The sequence below is a fragment of the Mesorhizobium sp. M1A.F.Ca.IN.022.07.1.1 genome (genome assembly GCF_003997575.1).
Taxonomy (GTDB): domain Bacteria; phylum Pseudomonadota; class Alphaproteobacteria; order Rhizobiales; family Rhizobiaceae; genus Mesorhizobium.
This window is the reverse complement of record NZ_RZST01000026.1, coordinates 14,847-29,580: the sequence shown is the minus strand read 5'-3', so window position 1 is coordinate 29,580 and position 14,734 is coordinate 14,847. Positions and strand designations below refer to the sequence as shown.

Annotated in this window: 10 protein-coding genes; 3 read left to right on the top strand and 7 right to left on the bottom strand. The window is 62.4% G+C overall.

Translation table 11 applies throughout. The features are described from left to right. On the bottom strand, nt 1–294 hold a 294-nt coding region (locus EOA75_RS05730), incomplete at its 3' end, for an ABC transporter substrate-binding protein (RefSeq protein ID WP_164747290.1). A gap of 245 nt (nt 295–539) precedes the next feature. Here EOA75_RS05730 and EOA75_RS05725 point away from each other — a divergent pair. Further along, nucleotides 540–3,437 (top strand): trifunctional glycosyltransferase/class I SAM-dependent methyltransferase/polysaccharide deacetylase, encoded by a 2,898-nt coding sequence (locus tag EOA75_RS05725; RefSeq protein WP_127323816.1) that lies wholly within the window; start codon nt 540–542, stop codon nt 3,435–3,437. Nucleotides 3,438–3,500: 63 nt separating this feature from the next. Here the strand turns inward: EOA75_RS05725 and EOA75_RS05720 are convergent, their stop codons facing one another. Together EOA75_RS05720 and EOA75_RS05715 are read right to left on the bottom strand one after the other, a co-directional pair. After that, nucleotides 3,501–4,181: a redoxin domain-containing protein gene (locus EOA75_RS05720; protein WP_066994127.1), complete on the bottom strand. Its 681-nt coding sequence runs from the start codon at nt 4,179–4,181 to the stop codon at nt 3,501–3,503. Between the two features lie 19 nt (nt 4,182–4,200). Next, the gene (locus EOA75_RS05715; RefSeq protein WP_127323815.1) at nt 4,201–7,503 is read right to left on the bottom strand and encodes an adenylate/guanylate cyclase domain-containing protein; all 3,303 of its coding nucleotides are present in this window, start codon (nt 7,501–7,503) and stop codon (nt 4,201–4,203) included. 244 nt (nt 7,504–7,747) lie between these two features. On the opposite strand from EOA75_RS05715, the gene EOA75_RS05710 reads away from it, so the two are divergent. Further along, nucleotides 7,748–9,520, top strand: a complete 1,773-nt coding sequence (locus EOA75_RS05710) for an adenylate/guanylate cyclase domain-containing protein (protein ID WP_127323814.1) — start codon at nt 7,748–7,750, stop codon at nt 9,518–9,520. An 81-nt stretch (nt 9,521–9,601) separates the two neighbouring features. Here EOA75_RS05710 and EOA75_RS05705 read toward each other — a convergent pair whose 3' ends face one another. The 3 genes from EOA75_RS05705 to EOA75_RS05695 all read right to left on the bottom strand — a co-directional run bounded on the left by EOA75_RS05705 (nt 9,602) and on the right by EOA75_RS05695 (nt 12,609). After that, nucleotides 9,602–10,987 carry a hypothetical protein gene (locus tag EOA75_RS05705; protein ID WP_127323813.1) on the bottom strand — a complete coding sequence of 462 codons (1,386 nt, stop codon included), beginning with the start codon at nt 10,985–10,987 and terminating at the stop codon, nt 9,602–9,604. 198 nt (nt 10,988–11,185) lie between these two features. Beyond that, complete coding sequence (locus tag EOA75_RS05700) at nt 11,186–11,710, bottom strand: GNAT family N-acetyltransferase (RefSeq protein ID WP_127323812.1); 525 nt, start codon at nt 11,708–11,710, stop codon at nt 11,186–11,188. A 74-nt stretch (nt 11,711–11,784) separates the two neighbouring features. Continuing rightward, complete coding sequence (locus tag EOA75_RS05695; protein WP_127323811.1) at nt 11,785–12,609, bottom strand: hypothetical protein; 825 nt, start codon at nt 12,607–12,609, stop codon at nt 11,785–11,787. A 203-nt stretch (nt 12,610–12,812) separates the two neighbouring features. On the opposite strand from EOA75_RS05695, the gene EOA75_RS05690 reads away from it, so the two are divergent. After that, nucleotides 12,813–14,228 (top strand): adenylate/guanylate cyclase domain-containing protein, encoded by a 1,416-nt coding sequence (locus tag EOA75_RS05690; RefSeq protein ID WP_067326333.1) that lies wholly within the window; start codon nt 12,813–12,815, stop codon nt 14,226–14,228. 21 nt (nt 14,229–14,249) lie between these two features. On the opposite strand, the gene EOA75_RS05685 is transcribed toward EOA75_RS05690, so the two are convergent. Continuing rightward, nucleotides 14,250–14,729, bottom strand: coding sequence for a class I SAM-dependent methyltransferase (locus EOA75_RS05685; protein ID WP_066994102.1), 480 nt, complete (start codon nt 14,727–14,729; stop codon nt 14,250–14,252). Between the last annotated feature and the right edge of the window lie 5 nt (nt 14,730–14,734).

The window sequence follows — 14,734 nt, the reverse complement described above, 5'->3', positions numbered from 1 at the left end:
GCAATAATGCCCGACGACGAGCACCACCCCGTCGGCCACCAGCTTCTGGGCGGCCGCGACCGCCTGCTCGGGATCGCAGAAATCGTCGACCGAGATCAGCCTCACCTTCTGGCCGAGCACGCCACCCGCCGCGTTGAGGTCGGCCACCGCCCTCTCCGCGCCGCGTTGCCCCTGCTCGCCGATCCAGGCAAGCCGCCCTGTCATCGCAGACGAGACCCCGATCAGCACTTCAGCCCTCGCGGAACTGAACACGGCCGCCAGAACTAGGATCGCTAGGGCGATGACACGGTGCATGTTTTGCACCCCCTGTGAACAGTAGCTTACGCTAATCCAGTCACACCCGACAGCCCCTTCGGTAAGCGCGAGTGCCTCGGATGTGACGCGAAAACACCGCCCCGGCGCACGGGCCTAATTCTAAACCGTCGGGCATGAGCGCTCTCCATTCAAGCCTGTTTTCAAGTCTTGTTTGCCTGCAGGAAATCGCGGGCTATGGTTTGGGACTTTTGTTCTACGTTCGAAGCAGGCGCGGGTAAGACGGCGTGGCGCATAATCCTCTGGTTTCAATCGTGGTTCCTGCGCACAACGCCGAGGCAACGCTGGCGCGCGCACTCGATTGCCTTCTCGATCAGGATATAGCGGATTGGGAGGCGATCATCGTCGATGACTCCTCCACGGATCGCACCCCCGCGATCATCGCCGGTTATGTTGAGCGCGATGCCCGATTTCGCACGTTGAGCTCTTGCGCATATAGCGCCGCCGGCGCGCGCAACAGCGGGATTTCGGTCGCGCGCGGCCAATGGCTCATGTTTCTGGATGCGGACGATTGGGTGGATGCCAGCTTCCTTGCAAAAATGCTGACCGCCCTGAAAACCGCTCCCGATGCGGTGGCCGCCTTTTGCGGTTCTCGGCGCGTGATGCCCGACGGCGAACTGACCCCGTCGAGCATCTCAACAGAGGTTGCGATCGAGCCCTTCGAAACTTTCGCGCGCCGGCGCGCCATTCGCACTCACGCGCTGCTGGTCGATCGGAAGACAATTGTCGAGTTGGGCGGTTTCGATGTGTCGCTGCGCACCTGCGAGGACTGGGACCTGTGGCAGCGTCTCGCACGTCTGGGCAAACGTTGGGTGATGGTCGACGAGCCTCTCGCTTTCCATCGGGTCAGCCCCAACTCGCTCTCCTGGAATTCGACGCAGATGCTGGCAGATGCGGCAATCGTGATCGTCCGCGGCTTTTCTCCTGATCCCAGGGTCGAACACCCGGCATCGGTTCACGAGAATGGAGCGATCGACGCGAACGGCTGCTCCGCTGCCGAAGCACTCGCGTGGTTCGCGCTGTGGAACGCCGCGTCGGATTGCGGCCGCGGCGCCTGCTCAATCGACGCGCAGTCCCTGCGCGCGGTCCCGGCAGCACGCAAATGGGCGCGTGAGATCGCCAGGGTGGTCTTCGATGGCCTTATGGTAGGAAGCATGTCGGTGCCAGCGCAATTGGCTGCCAGGTGGGACAGGTTCGGTGGCCCCCTCACCGAGTTGATCGTCGAACTCGGCAGGGTCTGGGACGATCCCGCAGCGGGTCGCCGCGTCCAGTATCACCTTGAGCAAATGCTTCTCGACTCCGACGATCTCGCCGCGCCGCGCAGACTGACGCGGACACTCGGAATTCGCGTCGACGTTGGAAATCCGGCCTCCACCGACCTGCCGGAAGGAATCGATCGAATTTATGCGTATCTGATGATGGACGGCCGGATCGAGGCTCGCGTGCAGTTCGGCGCGCTCGGGAAAGTGACAAGGAACCATTGGATTGAGTTGGCCTCGCAGAGCGGCGTCGCCGACAAGTCAAACATGTCTGAAGCCGAGGCATCGTTGTCCATGGCGGAGCCTCCGTCCGATCCGGATAGCCACTTCGGCAAGCTGGCGCGATTGGCCGCGAAAGCGCAGGAACTGGTTCGGTCGAGCGCCGAACCTGCAGAGCCATTTGCGGCACCGCGCCGTAAACCGGCCGCGGATGACAACGGTACTGATCGCACGTCGTTCTGGAATCGCCGTTTCGCGACCGAGGATCCCTGGAACTATCGTTCGCCCTATGAGCAGGAAAAGTATGAGCGGCAGCTCGAAATTCTGCCTGCCGGTCTCATCGGACGGGCGCTTGAGCTGGCCTGCGCGGAGGGCCACTTCACGCGGCAGCTGGCGCCGCGAGTCGGCCATTTGACCGCAACTGACATCTCCAGCGTAGCCGTCGAGCGGGCGCGCGCGCGATGCAGCGGTCAGCCGAATGTCGACTTCGGCGTACTGGATTTCTCCGCGGAAACGCTTCCGGGCAAGATGGATCTGATCGTCTGTTCGGAAGTGCTCTACTACCTGGACGATCTCGCTGAGTTGCGGCGCATCGCCAAGAAATTTGTTGAGGCGTTGACGCCTGGCGGCAGTGTCGTCAGCGCACACGCATTCGTGCTCCGAGACAATGTTGAGAGGACGGGCTTCGACTGGAACACATTCGGCGCACAAGCGATCTCGGAGACGCTGGCGGCGACCGAAGGCCTCGTCCTCGAGCGGTCGATCCAGACCGAGCTCTATCGCATAGACCGCTTCCGCCGCCTGTCACCGGACGGCGTGGCGACGGACCCGGTGATTGATCATGTGCCAATCCACGCGCCCATCGGTGTTGGAGTCGCGCGAAATATCGTCTGGGGCGGGGCACGGGCCTTGCGCCGCGACGTCGCGCGCAGCGAGCGGCGGCAGCATGTCCCTGTCCTCATGTACCACGGCATCGCCGATGATGGTCCAGCCGCGCTCGCCCGTTTTCGGCTCACGCCCGCCGCATTCGACCGCCAGATGGCATGGCTGCGCGCCAATGGCTTTCACGCCATCACGTCCGAGCAACTGGGATGGTCCATCGCCAACCGTGAACCTTTCGTTGGCCGCCCGGTGCTCATCACCTTCGATGACGGCTTCCAGAATTTTGCCGACCATGCTTGGCCGATCTTGCGCGCGAACGACCTGACCGCGGAAGTGTTCCTGGTAACGGACTTGGTAGGGGAAAGTGCACGGTGGGACATCGACAGCGGTCCGCCGACGCAGCTTATGGACGCTGGGACGGTGCGACGTCTTGCCGGCGAAGGTGCGTTCTTCGGAAGCCATCTGGCGACGCATCGCGCGATCGATGGTCTGTCGAGTTCTGATTTGGCCGCCGAGCTCCTGCGCTCTCGCATGTTCGTCGAACGGTGGACCGGTCGGCCAACCACGGCGTTCGCGGCACCCTTCTCTGTCACCGACCGACGGCTTGGCCGGCTGGCCAGGGAGTGCGGCTATCGGATCGGCTTCGGCGGCAAACACGGGCCGGCGGATCTCGATTGCGATCCCATCGACCTTCCGCGCATCGAGGTTCGCGGGGATCGCTCGCTCGAAGACTTTGTTGCGCGTGTCGAGGCCGTGCTCGGATGACCGGTCAACAAACCGGGTTCTGCTTTTTTATCGGTGTCCCGCCCGACTACCTTGTTCGCAAGTCTATTGAACGACCTGGGATACGGCTGACATCAGCTCCTGCGGGTTTGGCGCCCCAAACATGTATCGCCCACCCTCTGGAACCTCCGTGAAGCTCCAGCGGACCACCCCCTGCCGGTCCAGCAGGAATTGACCGATCAGTTGTCCGTGTCCCGTTGCCATCATCTGCTGGTCGGCCTCGGTCACTTCGTAATGGTCCTTCTTGTCGAGGAATTCGCTGGCCGCAAAAGGATCCATGGGAGCGGGCAACTCGCCTGGTATGTCGACCCGCATATCCTTTGCCGCTGCCATCGAGACCTTGTACGGCCAGTTCGTGTCGTCCTGGGTGAATTCAAGATTGGGCAGTCCAAAAGCACGATGCGAAGCGCGTTCAGGGTCGGAAGCCGCAAGCAGATTCGGCATCGGGTGGTAGCGGAAATAGAGACGCGCCCGTTCGATCGGCGTGTTGACCACCGTCAGGCTTTCCACCCCCTTTTCGCGCAGTTCCGGATCAAGCCGCGCCTGGGCGGCGATATGGCGTCGGCAAAACGCACAATGCAGACCTCGAAACAGGCCAACCAGCACCGGTTTTTGTCCGCGGAAGTCGTCAAGCGCGATCTTGCCTTCCTGGGTTATGGCGTCGAGCACCACGTTCGGCGCACGATCGCCTGGCTGAAGCGGTACCAAGTCAATACGCGCGGACATTGTTCAACCTCCCACCCGGCTAGTCGAGAAAAGGCAGCACCACAAGCGCTTCCGGGTCTAGCCCGTGCTGGGCGCATATACCCTGCGCCAGGGAAAAGTAGCGTTCGGCCTCGGCCAGATTGTCGAGGTCGAGATTAAGCGTTGCCAGACCATCATAGCACGGAAACAGCAGTTGGGGTTCACTCGTTTCGCGCGCTACGTCCAGTGCTTCGTGGAACAAGCCAACCGCCAGTTCCGGACGACCGTTGCACTGGTGGATCTGCGCAAGCACGATCAACGGCACCGGCAGGTGCTCGCGCTGGTCGAGTGCCCGGTCGATCTCGATGGCCTTCTCGGCAGCAGGCACGCCCTCCGTTGGGCAACGATCCGTGAAAGTACAACAAGCAACCGCCAGGTTCGCGAGGAGGCGCGCCTGAAAGCCCAAATCACCAATATGGCGCGCCACTTCAAGACCGCGCCGACAGACCTTTATCGCCTGTGCCGGATCGATGGTCGTGTAAAGCACGCCGAGATTGGTGTAGCCGCGGCAGGCCGTGCCCAGCAGACCGGCGGCTTCGGCCAATTCAATGCTACGCTCGATCTGGCGCACCGCTTCAAGGTTTCGCCCAAGGCGAGCCAGCGCGACAGCCTTGGTGTTGAGCGCCTCGGCGGTCACAAGAGTGGCGTCACGCCCTTCCTCGGAGACATGCTCCGTTGTCAGAGTGCGTACGCCATCCAGCGCCGCGTCTGCCCATTTTGCTGCGCGAGCGTGATCTCCGCTACGGAACGCCTGTCGGCCACGTTCTTGCCACAGCTGCGCCTGCTCGATCGGGGCATCCGCTCCTTCGAGCAGCGCTGCGGCTTCCGCATAGCGGGATTCTGCGTTGTCCCGCTTGCCGACGTCCCAGAGCAGCCGACCGATCTTGCGCAAAACTCGTGCCGACGCGACACGATTGCCTGATTCCCGATATGCCTGCAGCACCGTTTCGTAGTGCTGGTGCGCGACCTCGCGGCGGCCTACCGGGCCGCTCAAATCGGCAATGCGCTCCGCGATTGCCAATTTGAGCGGCGTTTGCCCGATCGCGCCCAACGCAGTCAGCGCTCGCTCGTAGAAACGAAGGGCGTCGTCGTTGGCGTATATCATGCGAGCGCGATCGCCCGCCGCCTGCAAGTAATGCGCGCCTTTCTCCCGCTCCGCGCTCTGCGCGAAATGATGACCGAGCACGGTCAAATCCTCGAGCCGTTCCGGCTTGTCGCCACACAGCTGCTCCAAGGCGGCACCGACCCGCCCGTGGATATCGGTCCGGCGTTGCAACAGCAGATTCTGGTAGATCACGTCCTGCAGCAACGTTTGCGTAAAGCGGTAGCTTGGCGACGAGATCGAGCCTGATCCGGCGACCTCCTCGATGATTTCGGCATCGCAAAGCAGTTCGCAGCCGGCTTCCAAGCGGCCGGGTTCGGCTGTCACGGCTTTCAAAAGTGTGGCATCGAAGCGCGGGCCGATCACCGCGGCTTCCTGGGCCAACCGGCGCACCTCCTGGGGCAGCCGGTCGACCCGGGCAAGCAGCATTGCCTGGATAGTGGCGGGAATGCCGGTTGCGACTTCGCCTGCCGCAGTCCGCCATCGCTGGCCCTCGCGCATCAGCACACCGCGATCGATCAGGCCGCGAACGATCTCCTCTATAAAAAGCGGGTTGCCGCCGGCGCGCTCGAGGATCTGGTCGACAAGCCTGCCTGCGGACTTTACCCAGCTCTCACCGAACAGCGCCGCCAGCAGCCCGCGTCCGTCATCAGTGTTGAGCGGCGAAAGCCTGAGCGCTGTGTGACTGACCCGACTTGAGTCGAGCTGGTCGTTGTCCGGCGCCGGACGATGCGTGACCAGCAACATCAACCGTGTGCGTTCCAACCTATCCATCACGAAACGCAGCGCCTCGAGCGACACGGCGTCGGCCCAGTGCAGATCTTCGACGACAATCAACAGCGGCGACAAGGCAAGCCGCCTTTCGATGATCGTGCGGACTGCGTAGAGGATTTGCCGCCGCAGCTGCTCGGGCTCGACATGCTGCAAGGTGGCATCGGGGTCGCCAAGGCCAAGCACATGGTAGAGCAAAGGCATCAGCCGCTTCGCCTCCTCGCCCTGCAGGCCGAGGTCGGTCAGCAAGCCTCCGAGCTTCGCCCGCATTTCATCCCCAGTATCGCTTTGCATCATCCCGGCAGCGCTGCGCACCACTGCGCCCAAGGCGCCAAAAGATTGTTCGCCCAGCGGGGAGCATGTGGCCTGCCGCACGGCGACGTTGCGAAAACGATCCTCGTCGCCGACGCGGGCGACGAACTCCTTCACCAGCCTCGATTTCCCGATACCGGCTTCTCCAACGAGGCGAACAAGTTGGGCCGAACCGCCGCACGCCTGGTCAAGGCTGGCCAGCATTCTATGGAGCTCCGCACCACGACCTATGATCGGCGCGCTGAGGCCGAGCGCCTCGAGCCCACGCGCTGCACGCGGCAACGCTAGCGGTGCGTCCAGTCGATGGACGAGCACACTGCCTGCCTTGCCGCGAAGCACAACATCGCCCAGCGGCTCGAAAGAGAAGGCATGCCGGGTCAGCCTGTGAGTGAGTTCGCCCACCAGAACCTCACCCGGTGCGGCCAGCGATTGCAAGCGTTGCGCCGTATTCACTGTATCGCCGGTCACCGAATAGGATTTGGCGGTGCCGATGCCCAATCCGCCGGTGACGACCGGACCAGTGTTTATGCCGATGTGGAGCAACAGAGGCGAGCCGGAGTGGGGAGCGCTTTCGCCGAGCCGCGTCGTCCGGGCCATCATGTCGAGAGCGGCGCGAAGCGCACGTTCCGGATCGTCTTCATGCGCGACCGGCGCACCGAACAAGGCAAGCAATGCATCGCCGATGAATTTGTCGACGAAACCGCCAAAGTTTCGCACGGCTGCCGTCAATTCCCTGAACAGTTGGTTCTGCAGCGCTTGCATCACCTCGGGGTCGAGCTGCTCGCTGAGTGTCGTGAAGCCGCAAAGGTCGGCGAACAGGACCGTCACCGTCCTGCGATCGGCTTCAGAGACGGGATGGAACCCATCATCTTCGCTTTCGATGATCGCGAGCAGCGACGGAGTTCGATAAGGCGGCACAATGGTCCGGCTCGGTGTCGGAGCAGGCCGTTCGACGGCTTTTGCCGTCGCACCGACGCCTGCCCCACATTTCGGACAGAACTCGAAATCAGGTGCGCACAGGTAGCCGCAACTGGCGCATGGCACGGGCTGGCGCCTGCCACACTTCGGACAGAAGGCGAAACCGCCCTCAACCTCGAAACCGCAGCCCGAGCAGTCCATCGAGCAAGACCTCACTGGAGCCATGACGGCGTGATCTCGCCACGCACTTCACGGCCGGGGTATTCAAACAAGAATGAACCGATAGTCGTCGGCCAGCAAGCGGCAGCGCAAATGGGGCATCGAGCGATCGGTCCAGGCCCGGTGGCAGAGCGCTGCCGACTCGCGCGTCTGCGTAGCCGTCGTCCACGAAAATTCCCTCTTAGCCTCCGCCTTCCTGCTATTATGGAGCCGAGGACACGTGCCCATGAGCGAAAACCGGAAGCTGGCCGCAATCCTGGCTGCAGATGTGGTTGGATACAGCCGGCTCGCGAGCGCGGACGAAGATCGTACTTTGGCGAGGTTGCGGGCACTGCGCAGCGACCTGATCGATCCGATCATCGCAGTCCACAACGGGCGGGTAATCAAGCGCACCGGGGATGGAGCGCTGGTCGAGTTCCGCAGCGTGGTGGATGCCGTGCGCTGCGCCGTAGAGGTTCAGAACGGCATGGTCGAGCGCAATGCCGGCGTGCCGCAGGACCGCCGCATCGAGTTCAGGATCGGCATCCATCTGGGCGATGTGGTCGAAGAGAGCGACGGCGACCTGATGGGCGACGGCGTCAACATCGCCTCGCGTTTGGAGGGCGTCGCGGCGCCCGGCGCCATCTGCCTGTCCGAAGATGCCTATCGCCAGGTCAAGGCGCGGCTCGACCTCTCGGTCAGCGATCTCGGCAGCACACAGCTCAAGAACATCGCCGAGCCGATCCGGGTCTATTCGCTGCAAGTCGGCAGCGCCGGGACCAAGCCGGCCGCGACCCCGGAAACCGCGGCAAGCCGGCCCGCGACGGCAGCGCCGCCGAAACTGTCGATCGCCGTCCTGCCGTTCGCCAACATGAGCGGTGACGCCGAACAGGATTACTTCGCCGATGGCATTTCTGAGGACATCATCACGGCGCTGTCCAAACTGTCGCAGCTCTTCGTCATCGCACGCAATTCGTCGTTCACCTTCAAGGGGCAGAACGTCCATGTGCAGGAGGTGGGCTCGAAGCTCGGCGTGCGGCATGTACTTGAGGGCAGCGTACGCAAGTCGGGGAACAGGGTGCGCATCACCGCGCAGCTCATCGATGCAACCTCGGGCGGTCACCTTTGGGCGGAGCGGTTCGATCGGGACCTGACCGATATATTCGCCGTGCAGGACGATGTGACGCAGCAGATCGTCGGAGCGTTGGCGCTCAATCTCACCGAAGGCGACCGTCAGCGGCTGGCGCCCGAGTATGCGCGCAACACGCAGGCGTATGACTATTTCATGCGGGGCCGGGAGCTGTGGCACCGGCTGACGAAGGAGACGAACGTCGCAGCCCGCGACCTCTTGCAACGTGCGATCGAACTGGACCCGAAGTTTGCCTCTGCCCACGCCTTCCTCGCCCTCACGCACGGGCTCGATTACCTGAACAGGTGGAGTGCGTCGCCGCCGGAATCGATGGCGCAAGCGGAAGAGGCTGCAACGCGAGCGGTAACGCTGGATGACAGCGATCCCTGGGCGCACTGGGCACTGGCTATCGTGAAGCTGTATACACGACGGCACGATGAAGCCATCAACGAGGCCGAGCACGCGATAGCTCTCAATCCGAACTTCGCCGAAGGGCACGTGATCCTCGGCGAGGCGCTGCACTATTCGGGCAGATCCGTAGAGGCGCTCGAGAGTTACGCCCGGGGCAAGACCTTGAATCCATACTTTCCGGATGTGCTTCTGCATTTCCAGGCTTTGGCATCGTTTCAACTCGGAAGGTACGAAGAGGCCGTTGACCTCTTGCTGCAGCGGCTGGCTCGCAACGCTGTCACCGATGTCTCGCGCGCGCTTCTGGCCGCCAGCTACGGCCATCTGGGCCGTTTCGCCGAGGCCCGCGAGGCATGGCAGGAGGTGCTTCGCGTCAATCCCGACTATTCGCTGGACTACCGACGCAAGGTCTTGCCCTACAAGAACCCTGCCGATTTCGAACTCATCGTGGACGGGCTCCGCAAGGCCGGTATCGTGCAATGACAGGTGAGGCCATGTCAGGTCAGGCCTTGAACTGCGTTCATTCGCGAATGGACTCTCCGCGAATAAAACCTGATGCGAAGCTCAGGTCGCCTTGATCTCTGCCTGGCCGATCTTGCGCCATCGGGCGTCTTCCCGAACCAGTTTCAGGTCGTCGGTCGTCTCGGCAAATGTTTGCAAGCGATACTGCCGGAGCAGATCCGCGAAGAGCGCCCCTTGCGGCAGGCCGGCAAGCTGCTCGCGGACCGAGATCTTTTCATCGATGACCCGCACGCCCCAGGCATTTTCCCGAACCTGCAGCTCCTGAGCCAGATCGCGCTCTTCCGGCGCGTTCTCGTCGAGCGCGGCCAGCAGGATCGAGTGGAAAAGCGCCACATAGCCAATCTGTCTCAGGCCGCCCACAACCCGCACGCGCGGCAATATGGCGAGCACGAGGAACGTGAGGAACAAGTTCGGCAGCAGCACGCCTTCCAGTAGCGCCTGCTTGAGATGCGTTCGCTCGAACGGGATGGAAAGACCATGCCGCCTGTCGGGCTCGATCAGGTGGCCGTTCTCGAGGACGAGCTTGCGCACGCGCTCGTCGCGGATGCCCCAGAAATAGGCTGTGGCATTGGGCAGGAATCTGCCAAATGGTCTCGCTGCGGTCTCTTGCAGGGCACGTTCGAGACGCTTGCGCCTCGCGGGCTCAAAGAGCAGCTTGGAAAGAAGGCTGCCGTCATATTCCAGATGCCGAGCCATGGCGGCCGCGGCCAGCCGATCATCGATGAAAACCGGCTTGGCCATGCTGGAACAGTCCCAATTGGCGACCAGATCCTCGTTGAGGGCTGTCACCGCATCGGCCGCGGTTGCAAACATCTTGTCCCGGCTGGCAAGCAGTGTGCCCAGCCAGCGGCTGGCATCCGTTTCATCACCCACCGCTTCGAGCGCGCGTTTGTTGAGGAAGACGGGACCGGCCGCGCAGGCGCTTTTGCGGCAAAGCTTGTGGCGTCCCATGCCAAACAGGTTGACCTTGTCGTCGCCAACATCGAGCCATCCGGGCCCCTCCCGGCCGATTGTCTCCATGGTCATCGTCGTTCCCATGAAGCAGAAGAAGGCCGAGAGCCCGCTTTCGACCGCGCCGAGCCAGGCAAGCAGCAGGGCGTCGAAGGTGATCCGGTCCATCAGAAGCAGACAGTGCAGGCCGGACTGAATGACCGGTCTGTGCTCGAACGCTTCGAGGGCCTTGCCGACCTCTTCAGGCTGCATGATCGCACCAAGACGCCGATGCAGCACGTCGCGCAGGATCGAGCGGGCAGCGATCGCCGGGTCCGATGCAGGCCTTGCCACCGGCCGCCACAGATGGCGGGCATAATCGGAAACCGGTGCGTTCCAGTTCTGCTCGATGTCACGCACGACCTCCGGGCAGAGCAGCGACAGCACAGCCAGAATTTCCACTGGAGGCGTGGGGATTGGGTCAGCCACGGCGGTCATCTGTCCCGTCTGGCGGCTCGCGGTGCAAACGCCAAGGGAGACCAGACTTCCTGAATGCCGGCCCACACATGGATCGTCAACTCGATCAGAACGGTGTGAGATGAAATTATCCTACAGAGTTCTCCATCGGCAACCACCAGTTCGCCAACTCGGCTTGATTTGTAGATCGGCTAAACAGTTATGACCGAACAGCGGATTTCAGAATCGCAGCCGGGCCATGCTGAGGAGGTCGTGGTACTGGCCCTCGGTAAAACCGGCCTTCACATGCCGACCTTCGACCTCGAAGCCATGGCTTTTGTAGAGGCGCATGGCCGGTTCATTGTCGGCATAGACGGTCAATTCGACCCGCTTCAGAGCGCGCCAGTTGTCGGCCACGTCGAGCAGCGCGCCAAGTATGGCAGAGCCGATGCCTTTGCCGACAAAGGCATCGTCAAGACCCATATTGATCTCGCCGATATGCGAACGGCGCGGCGAGCCCTGCACGACCAGGCTGCCATGGCCGACGACCCTGCCCTCCACCTCCGCAACGATCCAGGTGGTTTCCTGGCCGGACTTGGCGATGCGCCGCTCCACCTGCTCCACCATCTCGAAAGGCATCCTGAGCGTGCCCCAGCGGAAGCCCGGCATGTTGAAGATGGCGCAAAGCGCCTCCGCATCGCTTAGCCGAACGGATCGGAGCTGCGGCTGGATTTTCTCGGAGGATGGCGAGGTTGTGCTGGTCATAACGTTCCCGGCGATGGCAATCGGCACGGTACGATGCACCCTACGTCACCTGAAAATCCAGCCGTCTCTAGAACCTATGATGCCGATTGCGAGCTAAAATACTGAGTGGCGGCGAAAAGTTTGAAGACGCCGCTGATGCCGATCCAGGCGAAAAGGGCGAGCCAGCACAATGTCCCGGTCGCCGTCCAGTCGATCCGGTTCACCGCAGCGTCGGTGATGACGAGTCCAACAATGGCAAGCAGGCCAACCAGCAACTGCGCCAAGCCCAGCACCAGCAGTTCCTCGCGCGGCGCGCTTCTCCAGACGACATATATGCCACCCGCCCCCGCGAGGAAGATGGCGCTGTAGACCTGAGCGTGGAAGCCATCGACCGGCCATGGCCAGAAGCTGCCGAATGTCAGGGGGAACAGCAAAAGGCCGACGCCATAGAGCCCAAGGACTGCCAATTCCACCGGCATGTAGCCGCGCCATGCGGGCTGTAAGGTCACGCCTCTTGCAGAAGGAAGGGCCCTGGCCCGCCACAAGAACAGCCCGGATGCCGCGACCGAACCAAGATAGACCAGAAACCAGAGCCAGGGCGCTTTGCGCCCGAAGTTGAAATAGCCGAGATTGATGAACGACGCCACCGACACGATGACGGTGAAGATGAGCGCCATGACGAGCACGAGCCTGCCGGGCGACCAGCGATTCCAGAACAGCAGCGCCGCCATCACGACCATTTCGGCGGTGTAGAAGCCACCAAGGAAGCGGGCATTGAACGGGGTGACGGCCCACGGCCAGCGCGGCTTGACCAGCACGGGCGCGAAGAACAGGCCGGCGCCTACGGTCAGGACGATAATGACCACCAAGGAAAAGAGGCGCAGGGTGCCGGGAAACGGCGGATTGTCGGATGTCGGCATCGGGTAGCCCGCATAGATAAATGCCCATGGATCATCATAGTGCCGGTTGCGGCCGGCGAAAATCCACCAAACGGACTTGAGGTATCGCCCGGCTTGTCTATTCGAATGGCCGTAGGGTCGGTTTCGAAGTAAAATGGCGCAGTCGGACCAGGACCGGTCCGGTCAACACGTTTCGGCGGCGCATTTCTTCCGGAGCCTGCACGATGAACGAAGCTCAGGATCTGTTCTCGCTTCTGCGGCAATCGACCGATGTCGATCCGCGGGCAATCGATGCGATCAAGCGAACCATCGCGGAGGGCAAGGACCGCGAGCTTTGCCGCATCAATGCTCTAGCCTTCGCCAGCAAGCATGGCCTCGATGTGGAACGCGCCATAGGCGCCTTTCTGCATGCGGCGCGCGTGGGCCTCTTCGACATTTCCTGGAATGTTCTATGCCCCGGCTGTGGCGGCGTGCTCGACAGCAACGCCACGCTCAAAACCCTGCAGAAGGACGAATATACCTGCGCGCTGTGTTCCGAAGGCTATTCACCGACCCTCGACGAGATGGTCGAGGTGACATTCACGGTCAGTCCTCGCGTGCGCAAGATTGCCGCCCACAATCCACACGAACTGCCGTTGGTGGAATATTTCCGCCAGATCTACTGGGCGTCCGGCGTCGACCTGCCGGAAGAGGATTTCGCCAAGACGATGGAAGCGTTCTCGCTGGAGGATATCGAGCTTGCGCCAGGTGAAAAGGCTGTTCTGCCCGTACAGCTTCCGTCCGAATTCATCATCGTCTTCGAGCCGGTCACCCATTCAGTGCAGTTCATCGACGTCAAGGGCGAACCGACAAGAGAGCGACGAAGCCTCTCATTGGTCTTCGACCGCGAGCATGTCCAGAACCAGACGCTGGAGATGCAACCCGGCCCGTTGCGCATTTCGCTGGAAAACAGGACCGACACCCGCGTGCTGCCGACGGTCTTCATCGCCGGCCAGGAATTGCATGATCTCCTGGGCAAACGCCGGCCGTTCCTGACAGCCAAGCGCCTGCTCACCAACCAGACGTTCCGCGATCTTTATCGCACGGATACGCTCGACATCAACCAGCGCCTGAAGATCACTAGCCTCACCTTCCTGTTCACCGACCTGCGTGGATCGACCGAGCTTTACGAGCGGGTGGGCGATCTTTCAGCCTTCGATCTCGTGCGCGTGCATTTTCAGGTTCTGCACGAGATCGTCGCGTCCGAGGCAGGCGCGGTGGTGAAGACGATCGGCGATGCGGTGATGGCGACCTTCGCGACGCCGGATCGTGCGATTGCGGCGGCCCTGAGGATGCGCGATGCCATGCGTGCGCTCAATGAGAAGAGCGGGCGCGAGGATCTGCTGCTCAAGATCGGAGTCCATGCCGGCCCGTGCATTGCTGTGTCTATGAACGAGCGACAGGACTATTTCGGCCAGACGGTCAACATTGCTTCGCGGGTCCAGAACCTTGCCAACGCACAGGCGATCTTCGCCACGCGCGCGGTGGTCGACGACAATCTCACCGCCGATCTGTTGCACAGGAACGCGCTGACGCCCGTGCCACACGAGGTCTCGCTGCGCGGCATCGAGAGGGAGATAGCGGTATACACGATCCCCTGAAGACTTGGGCCGTTTCGGCCCTCAGACGCGCCTGCAGACAAAATAGCGATCGGCGGGTACCGAAGGCGGCAGTGGAAGGCTTTGCAACTGCGGGTGATCGAGCGGCGTGCCGCTGACCGCAATGCCTCCGACGCGAAGCAGGCGCGCGGTCAGTTCGGGGAGCCAGGTGGAGGTCACTGCATCGCGATCTTCATAGCCGGTGCCGATGTCGGCATGAACAAGAGCGGCCTCGATGCCGATGAACCTGCTCGCCGTCTCGCGGATTTCGCCGAGCACGAGGTTTTCAGCTTCGGGAATTGAGCTGGCGTGTGCGGCAAGTGCGCGGTCGAACGCCACGATCCGTCGGCCGGGCAGACGCTCGCGCAGATGGTGGAAGGTCCGGCCATTGCCGAGGCCGAGCTCAAGGATGGGACCCTCGATCTTCGCCACCTCCGCGCAGACTTGATCGAGAATGTCGCGCTGTGCCGTCAGCCTGCGGATGAAACTTTCGAGGCGACTCATATGCG